The 18,620-nt window shown below is 69.6% G+C and carries 15 protein-coding genes; 5 read left to right on the top strand and 10 right to left on the bottom strand.

Going from position 1 to position 18,620, the window contains the following annotated elements; all coding sequences use genetic code 11:
• Nucleotides 1-52: 52 nt before the first annotated feature.
• From AB0I12_RS20535 to AB0I12_RS20525, 3 genes are read right to left on the bottom strand one after another with little or no spacing between them, the layout of a single operon-like run.
• Nucleotides 53-1,123, bottom strand: coding sequence for an oxidoreductase (locus AB0I12_RS20535; RefSeq protein ID WP_359931874.1), 1,071 nt, complete (start codon nucleotides 1,121-1,123; stop codon nucleotides 53-55).
• 21 nt (nucleotides 1,124-1,144) lie between these two features.
• Nucleotides 1,145-2,416: a ThuA domain-containing protein gene (locus AB0I12_RS20530; protein WP_359931871.1), complete on the bottom strand. Its 1,272-nt coding sequence runs from the start codon at nucleotides 2,414-2,416 to the stop codon at nucleotides 1,145-1,147.
• Between the two features lie 42 nt (nucleotides 2,417-2,458).
• A complete protein-coding gene (locus tag AB0I12_RS20525) occupies nucleotides 2,459-3,325 on the bottom strand; it encodes a helix-turn-helix transcriptional regulator (protein WP_359931868.1) in 867 nt (288 codons plus the stop codon).
• A 99-nt stretch (nucleotides 3,326-3,424) separates the two neighbouring features.
• On the opposite strand from AB0I12_RS20525, the gene AB0I12_RS20520 reads away from it, so the two are divergent.
• Nucleotides 3,425-4,156 (top strand): SDR family oxidoreductase, encoded by a 732-nt coding sequence (locus tag AB0I12_RS20520; protein WP_359931865.1) that lies wholly within the window; start codon nucleotides 3,425-3,427, stop codon nucleotides 4,154-4,156.
• Here AB0I12_RS20520 and AB0I12_RS20515 read toward each other — a convergent pair.
• The 4 genes from AB0I12_RS20515 to AB0I12_RS20500 all read right to left on the bottom strand — a co-directional run bounded on the left by AB0I12_RS20515 (nucleotide 4,145) and on the right by AB0I12_RS20500 (nucleotide 7,339).
• The gene (locus tag AB0I12_RS20515; RefSeq protein ID WP_131335531.1) at nucleotides 4,145-4,444 is read right to left on the bottom strand and encodes a thiamine-binding protein; all 300 of its coding nucleotides are present in this window, start codon (nucleotides 4,442-4,444) and stop codon (nucleotides 4,145-4,147) included. The two genes, AB0I12_RS20520 and AB0I12_RS20515, sit on opposite strands and share 12 nt — an antisense overlap.
• A gap of 159 nt (nucleotides 4,445-4,603) precedes the next feature.
• Nucleotides 4,604-6,145 (bottom strand): MDR family MFS transporter, encoded by a 1,542-nt coding sequence (locus tag AB0I12_RS20510; protein WP_359931862.1) that lies wholly within the window; start codon nucleotides 6,143-6,145, stop codon nucleotides 4,604-4,606.
• 29 nt (nucleotides 6,146-6,174) lie between these two features.
• The gene (locus AB0I12_RS20505) at nucleotides 6,175-6,798 is read right to left on the bottom strand and encodes a TetR family transcriptional regulator (protein ID WP_359932135.1); all 624 of its coding nucleotides are present in this window, start codon (nucleotides 6,796-6,798) and stop codon (nucleotides 6,175-6,177) included.
• A gap of 82 nt (nucleotides 6,799-6,880) precedes the next feature.
• Nucleotides 6,881-7,339, bottom strand: coding sequence for an isoprenylcysteine carboxylmethyltransferase family protein (locus AB0I12_RS20500; protein WP_359931859.1), 459 nt, complete (start codon nucleotides 7,337-7,339; stop codon nucleotides 6,881-6,883).
• A 65-nt stretch (nucleotides 7,340-7,404) separates the two neighbouring features.
• Between AB0I12_RS20500 and AB0I12_RS20495 the strand changes: the two genes are divergently transcribed.
• Entirely contained in the window at nucleotides 7,405-7,947 is a 543-nt protein-coding gene (locus AB0I12_RS20495) for a hypothetical protein (protein WP_359931856.1), read from the top strand.
• Between the two features lie 28 nt (nucleotides 7,948-7,975).
• Here AB0I12_RS20495 and AB0I12_RS20490 read toward each other — a convergent pair whose 3' ends face one another.
• The gene (locus AB0I12_RS20490) at nucleotides 7,976-8,632 is read right to left on the bottom strand and encodes a response regulator transcription factor (RefSeq protein ID WP_359931853.1); all 657 of its coding nucleotides are present in this window, start codon (nucleotides 8,630-8,632) and stop codon (nucleotides 7,976-7,978) included.
• Nucleotides 8,629-10,566: a histidine kinase gene (locus AB0I12_RS20485; protein ID WP_359931850.1), complete on the bottom strand. Its 1,938-nt coding sequence runs from the start codon at nucleotides 10,564-10,566 to the stop codon at nucleotides 8,629-8,631. The genes AB0I12_RS20490 and AB0I12_RS20485 overlap by 4 nt, the downstream gene beginning before the upstream one ends.
• 136 nt (nucleotides 10,567-10,702) lie before the next feature.
• Between AB0I12_RS20485 and AB0I12_RS20480 the strand changes: the two genes are divergently transcribed.
• From AB0I12_RS20480 to AB0I12_RS20470, 3 genes are all read left to right on the top strand, one after another.
• A complete protein-coding gene (locus AB0I12_RS20480; RefSeq protein ID WP_359931847.1) occupies nucleotides 10,703-11,107 on the top strand; it encodes a hypothetical protein in 405 nt (134 codons plus the stop codon).
• Between the two features lie 39 nt (nucleotides 11,108-11,146).
• Nucleotides 11,147-14,320, top strand: a complete 3,174-nt coding sequence (locus tag AB0I12_RS20475; RefSeq protein WP_359931844.1) for a BTAD domain-containing putative transcriptional regulator — start codon at nucleotides 11,147-11,149, stop codon at nucleotides 14,318-14,320.
• A 105-nt stretch (nucleotides 14,321-14,425) separates the two neighbouring features.
• Nucleotides 14,426-15,832 carry an FAD-binding oxidoreductase gene (locus tag AB0I12_RS20470; RefSeq protein ID WP_359931841.1) on the top strand — a complete coding sequence of 469 codons (1,407 nt, stop codon included), beginning with the start codon at nucleotides 14,426-14,428 and terminating at the stop codon, nucleotides 15,830-15,832.
• Here AB0I12_RS20470 and AB0I12_RS20465 read toward each other — a convergent pair.
• Nucleotides 15,829-18,552, bottom strand: coding sequence for an AAA family ATPase (locus AB0I12_RS20465; RefSeq protein ID WP_359931839.1), 2,724 nt, complete (start codon nucleotides 18,550-18,552; stop codon nucleotides 15,829-15,831). The two genes, AB0I12_RS20470 and AB0I12_RS20465, sit on opposite strands and share 4 nt — an antisense overlap.
• Nucleotides 18,553-18,620: the final 68 nt, after the last annotated feature.

Raw genomic sequence — 18,620 nt, 5'->3', positions numbered from 1 at the left:
GCCGGTCTGAACGTGGGAGGGCAGCTGCGGACCCTGCGCCGTAGATGCCCTCCTAGTGCACGAGCCGGCCGACCGCGCCGTTCGCACCGGAGGCCCAGCAGCCCGCGTTGACACCGTGGCCGGCGCACTCGACGCTGTCGAAGCTGCCGTCGTAGAACTGCTTCCAGCTGCGGCCGCCGTCGAAGCTGACGTCGCTCCCGGACGGGCCGACCGCGAGCACGGTCGTCGGCGACCACGGGACGAAGTGCGACCCGCTCCGGTAGCCCTTCGGCGCCTTGTCCGCCGGCACCAGCTGCCAGGTCCGGCCGCCGTCGGAGGTGACGGACGCGGCCTTCACGGCCTCGGTCGGCTTCAGGAAGTCACCACCGACCGCGACGCCGAACAAGCTGTTCCGGAACGCGAGGCTGAAGATGCCGGCTGCTGCGCCGCTGGCCATCGGCGAGTCCGCGACCGTCCAGTGCCGGCCGCCGTCGACGGTCCGGAACACCCGCGGCCGGTCACCGCCGCCGCTCGCGAACCACGCCGTCCGGCCGTGCCCGGCGACCAGGCAGGTACCGCTCGCCGCGAACGCGAATTCACCGGCGAGCGCGGCCGGCATCCCGTCGCCCGGCTGCACCGTCCAGGACTTCCCGCCGTCGGACGTCGCGGCGATCCGGAACTTTCCGTCCACCGGGTCGCTCAACGCCAGGCCGTGCTTGTCGTCGTTGAACGCGATGCAGTCGTAGAACGCGTTCGCGTCCGTGTTCCGGAACGTTTCCGTCCAGGTCTTTCCGCCGTCGGCCGTGCGGTACACCCGGGAGTCCTCGCCGGACCCGATCGTCAACGCGACCGCGCGCCGCGCGTCGAACGCCTCGACATCGCGGAACTGCAGCGCTTCGGCGCCGGCCGGGCTGACGTTCTGCCAGTGTTTCCCGCCGTCGACCGTCCGCAGCACGGTCCCGCCCGACCCGCCCACCCAGGCGACGTCCTTGCTGACCGCCGCGAGTCCACGGAACTGCGCCGTGGTCCCGGTCGGTGTCAGCTCCCAGCGGTACGACGATCCGCCGTGAGCCTGGGCGGGCACGACCTGACCCATCAACAACAGACCTCCTGCCGCCAAAGCGGCCACACGCAGGATTCTCATGCGCCGCAATCTAACCGCAGCTCACGCTGTCGTCAGCTGGAAAGACTGAGCAGTTCCTCCGTTGCAGGTGAGTTGGACGAGTTGGGTGCTGTCGGCGGTCGAGCCGTTGGGGACGGTCAGGCACTTGTTGCTGAGGCGGCTGACGAAGTGAAAGTAGCCGCCGCCTTCGGAAACGGCCTGCCACTGCTGATTGTTTCCGCCGCCGTACGTCCACAACTGCAGCCCCGCGTTGTCCGCCGCGGAAACCCCGGTCACGTCGATCACCTTGGTGGCGTCGTTGCGGTTGTTGACCCGCGTGAAGCCGCTGGACGTCGGCTGGAACTGGAACTGCTGCGCCTGCGTGCCGTTGCAGCTGTACTGCTGGATCACGGTGCCGTTGGTGGTCCCGGCCGCGCGGGCGTCGACGCATTTCCCGTTGGCCTTGTTCGCGATCGAGTACCACGAGGTCGGCGACGGCTGGTCGGCCGGCGGCGTCGTACCGGCCCCGCCCAGCCACTTCAGCGCGTCCATCATGAACTGGTTCTGCGCCGGGCTGTCGAAGGTCGACGAGAGCCGGGTGTTGGTCTCGTAGTTCATCGCGTTGTGGCCGAAGTTCGCGTAGATCATCTTGTAGTTCTTGTTGGTCCAGATGATCGGGTAGTAGCCGCTGTACCAGGACTGGTTCGGGTCGGTGCCGACCGGGAAGCTCGAGGCGTCGATCGACGCCAGGATCTGGATGTCCGGGTTGTTCCGCAGGTCGTCCTGCCAGCTGTACCACTCACTCACCGAGGAGCGGAACGTCGCACCGGTGTTCACCAGCGCCGGATGCGAGCGGTTCTCGGTCCGCAACGTGACCGCGGTCGGGCCCCAGGTGTTGGACTGGAACCGGCCGGTGCCGAGCAGCGTGTTGTTGAACCACGGCCAGCCGCCGCTCGCGTCGTTGTACGCCGCGACGTGGAAGCCGAAGAACGCGCCGCCGTTGTCCATGTAGTTCTTGAACCCGTTGCGCTGCGCGTCGGTGTGCGGCGAGTCGTCGAGGAACATCACCACCTGGTACTGCGCGGCGGTCAGGTTGTTGAGCTGGTCCCAGTTGTTCGTCGCGGTGTAGGTGAAGCCGTTCTGCGCTCCGAACTCCGGAAAACGCTGGTTGGCCTCTTTCTCGAAGTCGATGTGGGCGGCGTCCCAGGTCCCGCTGTAGAAGGCGAGCACCTTGAAGGTCGCCTGGACTCCGGCGACCGCGGTCGAGGTCAGGCCGCTGATCAGCAGCACCAGGGCGAGCAGGAATGCGGACAGGCGAAATCGATCGGAAAGCATGGGGGCGGACCTTTCCGTCAGAACCTTATGAAATTTCAATCCTTAAATTAACTCCCGATCAAAGCCCTGTCCAGAGCTCATCGCCTGGCTGCCCAGAACGCCCAGCAAGCGCAGCTTCTCGGCGCTCTCGCTCCCCGGCTCCGCGGTGAACACGATCAGCGTCTGCTGCTGGTCCCGGTTGTCGATCAGCTCGCAGTACAGCTCCAGCTCGCCGACGACCGGATGCCGGAACCGCTTGGTCCGGCTGTGCGCGACGACCACCTCGTGCGCGTCCCAGATCTCGGAGAACTCCGGGCTGAGCTTGCGCAGCGCGCGGACGATCGAGGCGGCGTACGACTTCGGCCCGTCGACCGTCGCGACCGTGCGGAGCATCGAGACCAGCAGGCGGCTGTGCGTCGACAACTCGGGTTCGGCGTACAGCGCCCGCGTGTCCGGATGCACGAACCAGCGGTAGACCTCGCTGCGCTCCATCCCGTCGAAGTTGGTCAGCTCGCCGGCGAACGCGACGTGCGCCGGCGTCTGCGCGACGACCTCGCCGCACCGGTTCAGCAGCAGCGCGGGCGTGTCGTGCAGGCGGTCCAGGATCCGCAGCATGCCGGGGTCGACGTGGCAGGCCCGTGTCGCGCGCGGCGGCGTACCGTGGCCGGCCAGCAGGAACAGGTGGTCGCGCTCCTCCAGCGTCAGGCGCAGCGCCCGCGCGATCGCCCCGAGCATCTCGACCGACGGCTGCGGGCCGCGGCCGCCCTCGAGCCGACTGTAGTAGTCGGCCGACATCGACGCCAGCGCCGCGACCTCCTCGCGGCGCAACCCCGGCGTACGGCGGCGGCGCCCGCGGGGCATCCCGACGTCTTCGGGCTGCAGGGCCTCGCGGCGTTTGCGCAGGAAATCGGACAGGTCGGCGTACTCCATGTCTCCAGTGTCCACGGGCCCCGGCGGTTAACCACTGCTTGCCGAGCAGGGGCTGACCGCAGCCTGGTTGCCCGCGGCATCCGCTTCCACGCTGGAGGCATGAGAACAACAGGAAACACGATTTTCCTCACCGGCGGCACGTCGGGTATCGGTCTCGAACTCGCCCGGCGGTTCCGCGACCTCGGCAACACCGTGATCATCAGCGGCCGCCGCAAGGACCTGCTCGACAAGATCACCGCCGAGGACGGCATCGAAGGCGTCGAGCTCGACGTCGCGGACCCGGCGTCGATCACCGCGGCCTACGAGACCGTCACGACCAAGCACCCGAACCTGAACGTGCTGATCACCATGGCCGGCATCATGCAGGTCGAGGACCTCCGCGACCACGACCTGGCAACGGCCGAGCAGACGATCACCACCAACCTGCTGGGCACCATCCGCACGGTCACGGCCTTCACGCCGCATCTGCTTCAGCAACAGGACGCGGTGATCATGACGGTCTCCTCAGGTCTGGCCTTCGTGCCGCTGGCGATGACCCCGACGTACAGCGCCACCAAGGCGGCCGTCCACAGCTACACACAGAGCCTCCGCCACCAACTGCCGCTCCAGGTGATCGAGCTGGTCCCGCCCGCCGTACAGACCACGCTCCTCAACCAGGAGAACGACGAGCGCGCGATGCCGCTGGCCGAGTACGCCGACGAAACGATCCAGCTGCTCCAGAACCACCCGGACGCCGAGGAGATCCTCGTCAACCGCGTCCATTTCCTCCGCGACGCCGAGCGGGAGAACCGCCACGACCAGGTCTTCGCGGCCCTGAACTCAGTCGCCTAACGCCTGCTCGATCCGCTCCACCTTCGCGGTGAGCTGGCCGGTGTAGCCGGGGCGGATGTCCGCCTTGAGTACCAGGCTGACCCGGGGCGAGACCGCGGCGACCGCGTCCACCGCCTGCTTCACCACCGCCATGACCTCGTCCCACTCGCCTTCGATGTTCGTGAACATCGCGTTGGTCTCGTTGGGAAGACCGGAGGCGCGAACGACGCGGACGGCCTCGGCCACCGCTTCGCTCACGCCTCCGGTCTCGTCACCTGCTGACGGGCTGATGCTGAATGCGACGATCATGCATCTAGCGTCCCACTGGCGACGTCGTTTGCACGATGGCGGTGTCCAGGTGCGTGCATCGCAAGGCGGAGGAGCGTCCTCGATGCGGGGTTCATCGTGGACGCTCCTCCAACGCAGCGAGGTGCGTGCCTGGGCGCCGCCAGCGTGTGAAGGACGTTGTCAGTGGGACGCTGGGATGTCAGGCTCCTCGGCAGCGCGGCGCTCGGCGCCGGAGGTGGTGAGCAGGGCTTTCTCCTTGATGAACAGGACCGCGACCAGGGCGAGCACCGCGAACGGGACCGACATCATGAACAGGTCCGCGGTCGCCGCGCCGTACGCGTTCTCGACGATCGTCCGGATCTCCGGCGGCAGCTCGGCGATGTTCGGCACCGCGTTGCCGGCGCCGGACGAGGCGCCGCCCGGGTTCAGCGTCTCGGTGACCTTGTTCGCCAGGATCGCGCCCAGGACGCTGACGCCGATCGTGCCGCCCATGCTCCGGAAGAAGCTGACCGCGGACGTCGCCGCACCCAGCTCCCGGGCCGGTACGTCGTTCTGCGCGGCGAGGACCAGGTTCTGCATCACCAGGCCGATGCCGACGCCGAGGACGAGCATGAAGCTCCACAGCATGTACTTCGAGGTGTGCGCGTCGATCGTGCCGAACAGCGCCAGCCCGATCGGCAGCAGCACACTGCCGACGACCAGGTAGATCTTCCACCGGCCGTACTTCGTGATCAGCGCGCCGGCGATCGTGGACGCGACCATCATGCCGAGGATCAGCGGCAGGCTCATCAGGCCGGCCTTGGTCGGCGTGTAGCCCTGGGCGATCTGGAAGTACTGCGCCAGGAACACCGAGCCGCCGAACATCGCGACACCGACGAGCGCGCTGGCGACGATGGCCAGCGTCACCGTGCGGTTGCGGAACAGGTCCATCGGGATGATCGGCTCCGGGTGCCGGCGCTCCACCAGGACGGCCGCCGCGAGCGCGACCAGCGCGACCGCGACCAGCCCGAAGCTCCACCCGGAGACCCACTCGAACTTGTTGCCGGCGAACGAGGACCAGACGAGCAGCGTGCTCACGCCGCCCATGATCAGCACCGCGCCCCACCAGTCGATCTTCACGTCCCGGCGGACGGTCGGCAGCTTCAGCGTGCGCTGCAGCAGCACGATCGCGGCGAGCACGAACGGCACGCCGACCAGGAAGCAGGCCCGCCAGCCGAGCGGCGAGTCGACCAGGAAACCGCCGAGCAGCGGCCCGCCGACGGTCGCCGACGCGAAGATCGCGCCGAAGATGCCGGAGTACCGGCCGAGCTCGCGCGGCGGGATGATCGCCGCCATCACGATCTGCACCAGCGCGGTCAGACCGCCGGCGCCGAGGCCCTGGAGGACGCGGCTGCCGAGCAGCACCTCGATGTTCGGCGCGAAGCCGGCCACCAGGGAGCCGATCACGAAGAAGCCCAGCGACAGCTGGACGAGCAGCTTGTTGTTGTAGAGGTCGGCGAGCTTGCCCCACAACGGCACGGTGGCCGTCATCGTCAGCAGCTCGAGCGTGACGACCCAGGTGTACGACGACTGACTCGCCCCCAGGTCGTGAATGATCCGCGGCAACGCGGTCGACACCACGGTGCCGGCCAGGATCGCCACGAACATGCCCATCATCAGGCCGGAGATGGCCTGGATGGTCTGCCGCGGCGTGAGTGTCGGTGCGGTGCTGACCTCAGCCACGGGTTCCGGTGTGGATGACGAGGTCGTCGTCATGAGTGACCTTTCTGGTGGTGATCCGGCCCGAAGTCGGGATCGGTGCCTCGGGCAAGTAGCTGGAAGCCTTCGTCGAGCAATTCGCGGATCGGCCGGTCCGGGGCGGTCTTGTGCAGCTCCACCGCGACCCGGCAGGCCGTGCCGGCGGCGCTGACGATCAGCGCCGGCCGGATCGACCCGGCCGGTTCGCCCATCCGCTCGCGGAGTGCGGCCGTCAGCTGCCGCTCGTCGTCGATACTCGACAGCATCAGCTGGTACAGCAGGCTCGGTGAGCTCATGATCAGCTCACCCCGGCGCGACAGCTGCCCGTCGCTCTCCAGGTCCCGCAGGACCTCGTGGACGATGAACCACATCGTGGTCAGCGGCGACTCGCCGGCCGGGGCCGTCCGCAGCCGCTCCAGCGCCGCCTCGAGATGCTCGGGGTTGCGCGCGAGGATCGCGTGCTCCTTGTGCGGGAAGTAGTTGAAGAAGGTCCGCACCGAGACGTCGGCCGCCTCGGCGATCTCCTCGACCGTCACCTGGTCGGGCCCCTTCTCCAGCGCCAGCCGCAGCGCGGCCTCGGCCAGAGCCGCCCGCGTCTGCTGCTTCTTGCGCTCCCGCAACCCACCCTCGACGTGCATCACGCCGTCCAGGCTACGGACAAACTTGCAGTCACTGCAAACAATTATTCCCTGCAACTTTGCAGCCGTGCAGGTTACCCGCCTAGCGGCGCCGCGGGATCCAGGCCGGGACGGTCCGGCAGTACTCCTCGTACCGGCGGCCGTACCGCGCCCGCAGCGCCGGCTCCTCGTACCACCGGACGAACGACGCCATCACGGCCCAGGCGAGGACGCCGTACGCCAGCACCCGCCAGTCGAGGAACACGAGCGCCTGCCCGAGGATCGCCGCGACCACGCCGACGTACATCGGGTTCCGCACGAACCGGTAGTCGCCGCCGACCACGAGCTCCTCGGTCGGCGCGACCGGGGCCGGCGTACCCCGCCCCTCGCGGACGAAGCGCACGAACGCCCGCAGTACGACGAACGCACCCGCGGCCACGATCACGAACCCCGGCCAGAACCGCGGCGCGGCCCACCCACTGACCCACCACGGCAGCACTCCGCCGACCACGCACGGGGCAGCGAAGAAGAACACCGTGCTGCCGAGGATCGCTTTGATCATTGGGGATCCCTTAGAATGTAGGCAGAGCCTCCGGCACGGATTCCCGTGTGCGGAGGCTTTCATGTATGACGACTCTTCTCTACAAGGCCGCGGGTGACATCCACGGTGACGACATCCTGCCGCTCAACCAGTTACGGACGCACTACCCCGACATCTACGCGCGCGAGCTCGGCAAGTACGCCGCCCGGCTGGAGACCCTCAAGAACCCGGTCTACCCGCTCGGCTGCTGCTGGGCCGACGTCGTGTTCCTGTCCCCCGTCCACCCGGCCCCGATCTTCGCCGCACTCCAGCAGTCCGGCCGGATCGGCCCCGTCGTCATTGACTACTGGACGCTCGACGCCGCCCTGCTCGACCCCGCCAACACCTGCATCCTGCTGAAACGCCACGACCCCGAACTCCGCCCGCAACCACCCGAGGACTTCGTGCCGTACACCCCCGAGGCCGCGGCCGCCCTCTCGACGCCGTCCGACCGGGCCCTCGACCGTCTCCGCAACCTCAACCCCACGGAGCCCCTCTACCCCTGGGCCGACATCCCTCACGTCCTGCACCGCGGCCCGATCCCCCTGACACTCTTCCGAACCTCAGGCGGCGGACCAGTCGAACGCTGACCTCGGTGGCGACCCGGGTACGGCGCGATCAGCCGAAATCCTGGCTTCCGAGGCCGGCGTCGCGGGCGCGGGCCACGGCTTCGGCGCGGCCGGCGACGTGGAGTTTGGTGAAGATGTTGGAGACGTGATTGCGGACCGTCTTGTCACTGACGACCAGCTGGCGCGCGATCGCGGCGTTCGTCAAGCCTCGGGCGACCAGGTCGAGGATCTCACGCTCGCGATCCGTCAACTCGGGGAACGGCGCGACTTCCGGCCCCGGCCGGCCGGCGGCGAAGTACGCCAGCACCCGACCGGCGATCGCCGACGAGAACACCGCCTCGCCGTGCGCCACCCCGTCCAGCGCCCGCCCGATCTGGGCCCGGTCGGCTCCCTTCAGCAGATATCCACGCGCCCCGGCCCGGACAGCGGCGAAGACCGACTCGTCGTTCTCCAGCATCGTCAGCACGAGTACGGCGATGTTCGGATGCCGCTGCGTCACCCGCCGGGTCGCCTCCACGCCGTTCAGCACCGGCATGTGCAGATCCATGACCACGACATCCGGTTCCAGTTCCTCGGCAAGCCGGACCGCCTGCTCACCGTCCGCCGCCTCACCGACCACTTCCTTTCCCGGCATGGTCGAGATCGCGGTGACAAGGCCCTCGCGATACAACGGGTGGTCGTCGACCACCAGCACTCGCACCGTCATACCGCCTCCTTCGGCAGCAGCGCGGTCACCGTCGTACCGAACGGGCCGGATTCGATCTGCAGCTGACCACCGAGTTCCTCGGCCCGCTCGCGCATGGACGCCGTACCGACGCCCATTCGCGGTCGATCGGGCAGCCCGCGACCGTCGTCGGCGACCTCGATCCGCACGCACTCGTCCGCGTCGCACACCCGGACGGCAACGGCCCCCGCACCAGCATGCCGGACCGCGTTGCCGGTCGCCTCACCGGCGATGTGGTACGCCGCGACTTCAACAGCGGCAGGCAGTCCCGGGATCTCGTCCGCGGTCACCCGCACCTTGGTCGTACCTGTGGACAACCGGTTCCCCAACGCGCGCACCGCGGCCGCCAGCCCGAGCTCGTCCAGCATCGGCGGCCGGAGCTCGTGCACCAACGCCCGGACGTCCGCGACCGCCGCGTTGAGCCGCGGCACCAGGCGATCGAGCAGCTGCCGGGCGGCGTCCGGATCGTCCGCCGCGAGGTCGCGCGCGGTCTCCAGGTGCAGAGCGAGAGCGGCCAGCGACGGCCCCACGCCGTCGTGGAGGTCGCGGCGGAGCCGTCGCCGTTCCTCCTCCCGCGCGACCACGACGGCCTCGCGCGCACGCTGCGCCTCGCGGGCCAGCAGGACGGTGTGCGCCGCGACGGCGGCCTGCACGGCGAGTTCGTCGAGAGCGCGCAGCTCGTGCCGGTCGAACTCCGACGACCGCGCGACCGTGAGCTCACCGAGCGACTCGCCGGCGTACATCAGCTCGACGGTCGTGCCACCACTCGGGCCGTCGCCGTACGACGTCACCGAACCGTCCCGCAGCTCGAGCGACGCACGCGCTGCCCGCAGCGACCGCGCCACCCGCTCGACCACCGACGGCAGGACCCGTTCGGTCAGGTCGTCGGGTGTGGTGGCCGCCGCCAGTCGCCGGCCCAGTCGCGTGAGTACGGCGTACGGCTCCTCGACATCGCCGTGCACCAGGCGATTGACGTGCCGCTGAAGCCAGGAACGCAGGGGCAATGCGGCCAGCGCAACCACGGTTGTCGCGAGGATCGGCGTACCGGTCGTGGTGCCGAGTCCATCGCCGACCAGCCACACGGTGCCGGCATACAGGGCGACCACGAGCGACGACAGACCGCCGTACACCAGTGCTCGCGAGATGACGACGTCCACGTCCCACAAGCCGTGGCGTAGCACCGCGATCCCGATCGCGATCGGCAGTGGGAGCATCGCGAGAGCCGCGACCGGACCGGTCGCGGCGGCCGGGAGCAACCTCGCGATCCCGAACAGGACGAGCGTGCAGGCATACCCGACAAGGACCCATTTGAGCTGCTGTCGCTCGAGATCCGCGGCCGCTCGCCATCTGGTGACCAATGAGACGAGGCCCACCAGGACCGCGACGAGAAGCAGCAAGCCGGTGACCGCACCGGCGATCGGGCCGCCGACGGCCGCGACGGCGAGTGGGTTCGTCGCACCGCGGAGGGCCTCAGGGAAGTCTTGAGAGTCGTACGGCGTGAGCGCCCAGACGAGCGTGATCGCGGCAACTGCGGCGACGTTCACCAGGAACGCGAGCCGGGACCGCGCGCGGCCGTCCGGCAGCAGCACCGGGAGCAGTACGGCGATCGCGACGTACCCGGGCGCCCAGAGCCAGGCACCCAGCCAGGTCGTCCAGTCGTCGCCGGTGAGTGCCCCGAGCTCGCTGCCGAGCAGTGCGAGACCTTGGGTGAGTGCAATCGCTCCCAGCACGAACTGGATCCGGCGGGCGCCGGGAGAGCGCAGGAGCAGGGCCGCGAGCCCGTACGCGACCGCGGCCGCGAGCTCCATCAACCAGAACGACGGCCCCATCGCGCGGCCCGCGGCGGCGTTGACCGCGTGGACGCCGGCGCCGAACAGTCCGGCGAGAATCGCGAGTATTCCGGGAACTACCCCCATGAAGGCATCATCGCCGCCGAGGTGTCCCGGCGTCACGGGACAAGAAGTCCCGAGCCGGAACGTGATGCCCACCCCTGCCCGCCGGGACACACCGGCCGGGACCGTGGAGCGCATCAACTTCTACCGAGGAGACACCGTGACAACCACACCCGGCACCACTGGCACCACCACCGACCTCACCACCGATCCCACCACCGGCCATCGGCGGCGGCCCGCGGCGGTTGTCGGGTCGGTCCTGGTCGCCCTGATCGCGGCGGTCGGCGGATACGGGGCGATCTACTTCACCGGCCTGGAGGGCTGGGACGGGATCGGGGTGAGCTTCGTGGTTGCGTACGAGTTCCTCAGCCTCATCGGCCTGCTGGCAGCCGTCGCTCACCTCCGCGGTCACCGCCTCGGGCGCCCGGCCGTCATCCTCTACGCCACCTGGATCATCTACTTCACCCTCTACAAACTGATCACCTTCCAGGAGCTCCAGGCCATCCCCTTCGGCGTCCTGGCGGCGATCGCTCTCGCCTGCGTGATCCGCCCGCCGGCCCGCTGACCCTCGTTCGGGGATCTACCCTCGTCGGGGGAGGGCGTTGTGTGGATTCGGTTGCTCGGCGGATTCGGTGTGGAGCGGGCGGGCGTGCCTCTGGACAGCGGGGGCTGGCGGTTGCGGAAGGCCCGGACGCTCGTGAAGATCCTGGCGCTCGCCCGCGAGCAGCGGTTGCATCGGGACGCACTGGTCGAGGCGCTGTGGCCGGATCGGGCCCCGGCGTCCGCGATGAACAATCTGCACCAAGCGTTGCACGTCGCTCGGCGGGTGCTCGCCGGTGACGAGTCGAGCACCGGTTGGCTGGAGTTGCGGGACGACGTCATCGCGCTGCGGTCGGACGGACTCGTCGAGGTCGACGTGCGAACTTTCGAACGACTGGCGGCCGCGGGCCGAACCAGTGGCGACCTCGCCGAGCTTCGCTCGGCAGTTGCCGCCTACACCGGCGATCTGCTGCCCGAGGACCGGTTCGAGGACTGGGCCGCGCGGCCGCGGGAAGAACTGCGGGAGGCCTTCTGCGATCTGCTCGTCGACTTCGCGGACGCGGCCGCGGCGAGCAGTTCCGAGGTGGAGGCGCTCGACGCGCTGCAGCGCGCACTCGCCATCGATCCGCTGCACGAGCACGGCGTTCGAAGCCTGATGCGGCGGCATGCGGCCATGGGCCGGTTGTCGGAGGCGCTGGCGCAGTACGAACGGCTGCGCGGTGACCTGCGTACGACGTACGGCTCCGACCCTGATCCGGAGACGCAGCGGCTGTACCGCGACCTGCTTGCCGGGAGCACGGAGGAACCCCTCACGACGCCCCGGCACAACCTCGCGCCGGGGTTGACGAGCTTCGTCGGCCGCGAGCGCGAGATCGCGGATGTCCATCGCCTGCTCGAGCGCGGCAGGCTGGTCACGCTCACCGGCGTCGGCGGTGCCGGCAAGACGCGGCTGGCGGAGGAGGCCGGGCGCAGACTGCTCGACTCGTACGCGGACGGGATCTGGATCGCGGACCTGGCACCGGTGGCGGATCCGCACCTGGTCGCTGACACCGTTGCCGCCGCACTGGGGCTGGATCCAGCGGCCGGCTCGGACTCCCTGCGGACCTTGCTCACCCGCCTCGCCCCTCGCAATCTGCTGCTGGTGCTCGACAACTGCGAACATCTGCTCGCCGCCTGCTCCGGACTGGCGGGCGCTCTGCTGCGCGGTTGCCCCGGAGTCAGCGTGCTGGCGACCAGCCGGGAACCTCTGCACGCCGAGGGCGAAGTGACGTTCCGGGTGCCCTCACTCGAACTGCCCGAGGCCGGCGACGCCGCGGACGTGGCCCGGCTCGGGACGTTGGCTTCGGCGCGACTGTTCGTCGAGCGAGCCCAGGCCGTCCGTCCCGGCTTCGTCCTCGATGCGGACAACGCCACGGCCGTGGTGGAGATCTGTCGCTGCCTCGACGGAATCCCGCTCGCACTCGAACTGGCGGCTGCTCGTGCCTCGCACCTGGAGCCGGCGGAGATCGCGGAGCGCTTGAGTGACGCGCTGGCGCTGCTCGGCCGACCGGGTGAGCTCACTCGGCACGCGACGTTGCGAGCCGCGCTCGAGTGGAGTCATGCCTTGCTGTCGAACGACGAGCAGGTACTGCTGCGCCGGCTCGCGGTCTTCGCCGGCAGCTTCGCGCTCCCTTCGGCGGAGCGCGTGTGCGCGGACGAGCACCTTCCGGCGACGGACGTGCTGGACTGCCTCGGCCGCCTGGTCGACAAGTCCCTGCTGCTGGTCGATCATGACGGTCCTCGCTCGCGCTATCGCCTCCTGGAGACCATTCAGCAGTTCGCCCGGGAGCGGCTCGTTGCCGCCCGGGAGGTCGAGCAACTGGAGACCGCACACTGCCGGCACTTCCTGGAACTGACCCTGAACCAGGACCCGGAACGCGCCGGCGTCGTCGTCGAACGTCCACAGCTGCTCGATCTCGATCACGACAACCTCCGTGCCGCGCTCGGATGGGCGCTCCGCAACGATCGCGAGCGGGCCTTGCTGCTCGGCGTGAACCTGGCTCAGTACTGGCTGGCGCGGGGACACTTCGCCGAGGGAGCGGGCTGGCTCGAACGCATTCTCGCGGTGGCCGTCGAACCGTCCCGGGAACGGGCGCGGGCGATCTTCGCACTCGCGGTCCTCGACGCCCGGAGCGGTTTGAGCGACAGATTGCCGGGCCTCGGAGACCAAGCCGTTGCGGTCGCCGAACAGTCCGGCGATCCCACCGACGTCGTGTACACGGAGGTACTGCGCGGCACACTGCTGCTGGGTAGCGGTGACCTCGACGAGATCGAACAGACCGCCGCGCAGGCGCTCGTACAGGCCGACGCCCTCGGATCCGCACCAGTCGCCGCCACCGCCCAAGGGCTGGCCGCGATGGTCGCGTTGTTCCGTGAGGACGTCGTGCCCGCGCAGCAACGATTCGCCGAATGCCTGCGGCGACTGGAGCTGATCGACACGACGGCTGCGCCGTTCTTCCCGGCGGTGACGATGTGTCTGCCCCTCGCGCCGGTCGGCGGGTCGATGGTCCCGGTGTTCGAGGAGACGTTCCTGCTCGGCCGCCGGGTCGGTGCCGTGCGGGCCCGCGGCTACGCCCTGTCCGCGTACGCCGACGCGCAGCGGCTGGCGGGCGACCTGGACGGCGCGCTCGACGCCGTACGACGCTCGGTCGACACGTTCGCCGGAATCGGCGACGGGTCCGGGCTCGGCCATGCGCTCAACCACCAGGGCTGCATCGAACGCGACCTGGGACTGTTCGAACCGGCCGAGAAGCATCTTCGTGACGCGTTGCGGATTCGTGAGCAGCTCGGCGACAGGCGTGGTGAGAATCTGACGCTGGCCAACCTCGGACTGCTGGCCGCGGCGGCCGGTGACCCCAGAGCCGGACGACGCCTCGCGCGGATCGCCCTCGACCGCGGCGACGCGGTCGACGACCGGCCGGCGGCCGCGGGCGCGTTGCTGAACCTGGTCGTTGTCGAGCTCTTCGCCGGCGAACGTCGCGCCGCTCGAGCGCTGTCCGAACAGGTCGTCGAGGCCTTCCGGCCGCAGGGCTACCTGCGACTCGAGGCCTGGGGCCGGCTGGTCGCCGCCGAGCTGGCCGCGGACGACGGTGACGCTCAGGCAGTCGCCGGACACCTCCGAGTGGCATCCGAGCTCTTCGGGAAGCTGGGTTGCCGCATCGGCACCGCCCGCGTCGCCGCCCTGTTGCCGCACGGCTGACAGCAAACGCTGACCGCGGGCTAAGTCACGCTAAGTCGCTGCGAAGGCGGCCTTCCTAGCGTCGTTCCCGTCCAGGAGAGCCTGGCAGGACAACTAGGAGCGGAAATGACCACAACGCAAGCGCGGCAGGACGCACTCGGGGAGGCCACGCTCGGTGAGTTCGCCGAGGGACTTCGTGGCGAGCTGATCCGGCCGACCGATCCGTCGTACGACGAGGCGCGGTCGATCTGGAACGCCGCGCATGACAAGAAGCCCGCGCTGATCGTGCGCTGCCACGGCGTGGCCGACGTCATCAGGGCCGTGGAGTTCGCGCGGAGCGAGGGGTTGGCGCTGGCCGTGCGGGGCGGCGGGCACAGCATCCCCGGCTTCTCCACGACCGACGGCGGACTGGTGATCGACCTGTCGCCGATGAACGCCGTACGGATCGACCCGGACCGGCGCCGGATCGTCGCGCAGGGTGGGTGCGTGTGGGGAGACGTCGACGCGGAGGCGCAGGCCTTCGGGCTCGCGGTCACGGGCGGTCTGGTGTCGACGACAGGGGTCGCCGGCTTCACGCTGGGCGGTGGGATCGGCTGGCTGGTCCGCCGCGCCGGACTCGCGTGCGACAACCTCGTCGGGGCCGATGTCGTCACGGCGGACGGCCGATACCTGCACACGAGTACGGACGAGAATCCGGAACTGCTCTGGGCGTTGCGGGGTGGCGGCGGCAACTTCGGAGTGGTCACATCGTTCGAGTTCAAGGCCCACGAAGTCGGTCCGACGGTTCACGCCGGACTGGTCTTCTACCCGGGCGACCAGGTGGCTGAGGTACTGCGCGGCTTCGGTGCGGCGGCGGGATCCGCACCGGACGAGTTGTCGCTGGCACTCAACCTGACCACCGCGCCACCGCTGCCGTTCCTGCCGGCGGAGGTGCACGGCAAGCCGATCGTCGCCGTACTCGGCATGTATTCGGGGCGGACCGAGGACGGGGACGCGGCGACCAGGCCCTTCCGTGAGCTGGCGCCGGTGGTGGCCGACCTGTTCGGACCGATGCCGTACACCGCGATGCAGACGCTGCTCGATCCGCTGTTCCCGCGCGGCATGCGGAACTACTTCCGCTCGGCGTTCTTCCACGATCTCGGACCGACGACTGTCGACGCGCTCGTCACGGCGCACGCCCAGGTGCCGAACGGCGTCTCCGAACTCCACATCCACCATCTCGGTGGCGCGATGGGCCGGGTGCCGGCGGACGCCACCGCGTTCGGCACGCGGGACCGCGAGTACATCCTCAACGTCGTCGCCAGGACGCCGGATGCGCACGGGTACGACGAGGCGGTCCGGTGGGCTCGCTCGTCCGCGGCAGCGCTCGGCCCGGACTCGGCGTCGTACGTGAACTTCACCGGCGAGACGAACGAGGAGATCGTCCGGGCGTCCTACCCGACGGCAACCTACGACCGGCTCGTCGCCGTGAAGAACACCTACGACCCCACGAACCTGTTCCACCTGAACCAGAACATCCCCCCGAGTGGCTAGCGAGGTGTGCGGAGATCCCGCCGGGAGCTGACGCCGCGCTTGGCGAAGATGTTGCGCAGGTGGTACTCGACCGTCTTCGGCGTCACGTGCAGCCGGTCGGCGATCTCGCGGTTGGTGAGACTCCGGTTGACCAGGTCGACGACCTCCTGCTCCCGCTCGGTCAGTCCGGTCGCGCCGCTACCGGTCAGCCCGGCAAGCTCGGTCGCTGCCCGGAGACGGTAGGGCGAGGCGCCCAGCGCTGTGAAGCAGGCCTCGGCCGCCGTCAGCCAGTGGGTGGCAGAGGTGGTCTTTCCGAGTGAGAGCAACTGGAGGCCGTGGGTATGGAAGAGCCGGCCGTCGGCCAGTCGCGGGCGTGCCTCGACGAGGGAGGCCAGGTAGTCGTCTGTGCGTTCGACAGCCTCGAAAACCTTGCCCTCGGCCTCCAACTGGCGAGCGGTCAGCCGGGCGACCGTGCTGCCCATGATGTCCATCCCCCGAGCTCTGGTCCGCAGACTCGACAACTGCTGGGCTGCCTCGGCAAGTTGCCCGCTGTGCTGCAGGGCGTCGACCAGCAGCGGGCCCCACCACAAGCTCCACCACTCGTGCAGTCCGTCGCCGGGTGATCGCAGGCCGGGCACCGAGTCAAGGGCACGCAGGATGCCGTCGTTGTCGGCTCGCGCCTGGCAGAGCAGGCCGGCCGCGATCGCGGCGTACCGGAGGTCTTGTGGACCGCCGATGCGCTGAGCGGCCGTTGCGGCCCGGCGTACCAGATCTTCGGCGATCTGCCAGTGGCCGCGGGCCGAGGGAACCAGGGAAGTCGCCAGGTAGCGCAGTACCTCGTTCATCAACGGCCCGTCGTCATCGGCGAGCAGCGAGGCGCCCCGCATGGTCTGCACGCTCTCGTCCCAGTCGCCGCACTGATACTGCACCGCGGCGAGGTAGCAGTGCGGCTGAACCCCGGACAGCATCGGTACGCCGGTCAGCTGGCGCCTGACCACCTCGGCAAGGTCCGCGCGTGCCTCGTCGGCCAAGCCCAGCTGGGCCCTGATCGCGCCGCGGCATGCCAGCGACTCCAGCTCGTGGTTGGCGACGTCCGAGGCGTGGCCGGACAGGAACGCGAGCTCGCCCAGCCCGGCGGCCAGCCCATCACGCCGGACGCGCAGTACCGCCAGCAGGCACTGCATGTAGTCGCGCTGGGGAGACGGTACGCCGCACGCCTGGAGGGTGACGCCCGCATAGCGCAACGACTCGTCGAGGTCGCCACGCCAGGCGCAGATGGTGGCCAGACCGGAAGCGGCCGAGCCACGAATCCAGCAGGGCATCCCCGCGCTGCCGGCGACTTCGTAGGCCTCCGTCAGGTGTTGCTCGGCCAGACCGCGCTCACCGACCAGGTAGAGCTCGCACAGCCCCAGCGCCAGCGATCGCAGGGCGGAATCGGGGCAGCGAACGGCCCGCTCGTAGTCCTTCCTGGCCCGGCCGCGGGTCGCGCTGAACATCAGGTGGATCATCGAGGTGAGGAAAAGCCGCTCACGCTGCCGCCGGTGAGGCCTCACATCGGCTGCCCAGCTCAGCAGGGTGGCCGAGGTGCCGTAATGGCCCTGCTCGGCTTCGTGGCCGGCGGCCTGCTCGAGCTCAACCGCCAGTGCGGGGTCAGGCGAGCTCAACGCCGCGACTCGGTGCCGCCAGGCGAGCATGTGGTCCACAGTCGCCGCGGCGCGCTGGTGCAGCCGGTACCGGCGGACCGGATCGAGTGCGGCATAGATCGTCTCGCGTTGCAGGTCGTGGCTGATAGCGACCGGGCAGGCAGGCTCTGCCGGGTACCAGGTGGCCAGGCCGGCCTCGATCGCCGGGCCGAGTGCCTCGGGCGCGGCATCGAGACCGGCGACTTCCGCGACCTGGGCGAGAGCGGGACGGCCGCCCAGGACCGCGAGTGCTTCGAGCAGCGAGCGTGACGCCTCGGGGAGCTTGTCCAGCGCGCGCTGGACTGCGGAGCTGACCGACGGCGGCACGGCCAGCCACCAGTCGGAGGTGGTGAAGCGTTGCGAGAAGAGCTCGGTCAGCAGTGTGTGCAGGAGCAGCGGGTGGCCACCGGTGTAGGAGTGCAGTCGCCGAGCGGCACCGGTCGGCAGCCGGGTGCCGCAGACCGTTCGGGCCAGGTCGGCGACATCGACCAGCTCCAGCCCGGTCAGGTCCAGCCGTAGATCGGTGGGGATCCCGTGGACCAACTGCTCGACCTCCGGCTCGGCGGAGCGCCCGGCGAGGACCACCAGGAGTTGTTCGGACCACATCCGGCGGAGCAGGTAGCGCAACGTCTGCTGGGAGGCCCGGTCGGACCACTGCAGGTCGTCGACGACCAGCGCGATCGGTGATCGCTGCTGCAACTCACCGATCAGGTCGAGGAACTGGCTGCCGACCGCGACCGGGTTGGCCTCCGGGGGAAGACCGGCACCCAGCGACGGCGTCCGGAGCCGGAGGTCCGCGGGCACCCGGGTCAGCAACTGGTCGACCACCCCTAGCTGCAGCATCTGCTCGGCCGGGTCGCCCGTCGCGACCAAGACGGCGAAGTCCGGCAGGGTGGCGACGAAGCGGCGGATCAGCCCCGACTTGCCGATCCCCGCGGCTCCGCGCAGCACGGCGGTCTGGTGCTGGCCCGCGCGCACCTTGGCGGCCAGCTCTCCGAGCTTGGCGAGTTCCGTGGCCCGTCCGACGAAGTCGTGCTCCGTAACAGAACCGGAACTCATAGGCGCCTCGACTCCAGGAGGGCGACCTTGATCGATCGCCGCGACGGCCGGACCGGAGGGTCAATCGC

Source organism: Kribbella sp. NPDC050459 (assembly GCF_040655315.1).
Taxonomy (GTDB): Bacteria; Actinomycetota; Actinomycetes; order Propionibacteriales; family Kribbellaceae; genus Kribbella.
This window is presented reverse-complemented; position numbering and strand designations above follow the sequence as displayed.

What these genes read in the sequence shown, in the direction of transcription:
- AB0I12_RS20495 (WP_359931856.1), top strand. Translation starts at nt 7,405, where the DNA reads ATGACGACTCTTCTCTACAAGGCCGCGGGTGACATCCACGGTGACGAC.
- AB0I12_RS20520 (WP_359931865.1), top strand. Translation starts at nt 3,425, where the DNA reads ATGAGAACAACAGGAAACACGATTTTCCTCACCGGCGGCACGTCGGGT.
- AB0I12_RS20465 (WP_359931839.1), bottom strand. Translation starts at nt 18,552, where the DNA reads ATGAGTTCCGGTTCTGTTACGGAGCACGACTTCGTCGGACGGGCCACG.
- AB0I12_RS20470 (WP_359931841.1), top strand. Translation starts at nt 14,426, where the DNA reads ATGACCACAACGCAAGCGCGGCAGGACGCACTCGGGGAGGCCACGCTC.
- AB0I12_RS20525 (WP_359931868.1), bottom strand. Translation starts at nt 3,325, where the DNA reads ATGGAGTACGCCGACCTGTCCGATTTCCTGCGCAAACGCCGCGAGGCC.
- AB0I12_RS20490 (WP_359931853.1), bottom strand. Translation starts at nt 8,632, where the DNA reads ATGACGGTGCGAGTGCTGGTGGTCGACGACCACCCGTTGTATCGCGAG.
- AB0I12_RS20500 (WP_359931859.1), bottom strand. Translation starts at nt 7,339, where the DNA reads ATGATCAAAGCGATCCTCGGCAGCACGGTGTTCTTCTTCGCTGCCCCG.
- AB0I12_RS20535 (WP_359931874.1), bottom strand. Translation starts at nt 1,123, where the DNA reads ATGAGAATCCTGCGTGTGGCCGCTTTGGCGGCAGGAGGTCTGTTGTTG.
- AB0I12_RS20485 (WP_359931850.1), bottom strand. Translation starts at nt 10,566, where the DNA reads ATGGGGGTAGTTCCCGGAATACTCGCGATTCTCGCCGGACTGTTCGGC.
- AB0I12_RS20505 (WP_359932135.1), bottom strand. Translation starts at nt 6,798, where the DNA reads ATGCACGTCGAGGGTGGGTTGCGGGAGCGCAAGAAGCAGCAGACGCGG.
- AB0I12_RS20515 (WP_131335531.1), bottom strand. Translation starts at nt 4,444, where the DNA reads ATGATCGTCGCATTCAGCATCAGCCCGTCAGCAGGTGACGAGACCGGA.
- AB0I12_RS20530 (WP_359931871.1), bottom strand. Translation starts at nt 2,416, where the DNA reads ATGCTTTCCGATCGATTTCGCCTGTCCGCATTCCTGCTCGCCCTGGTG.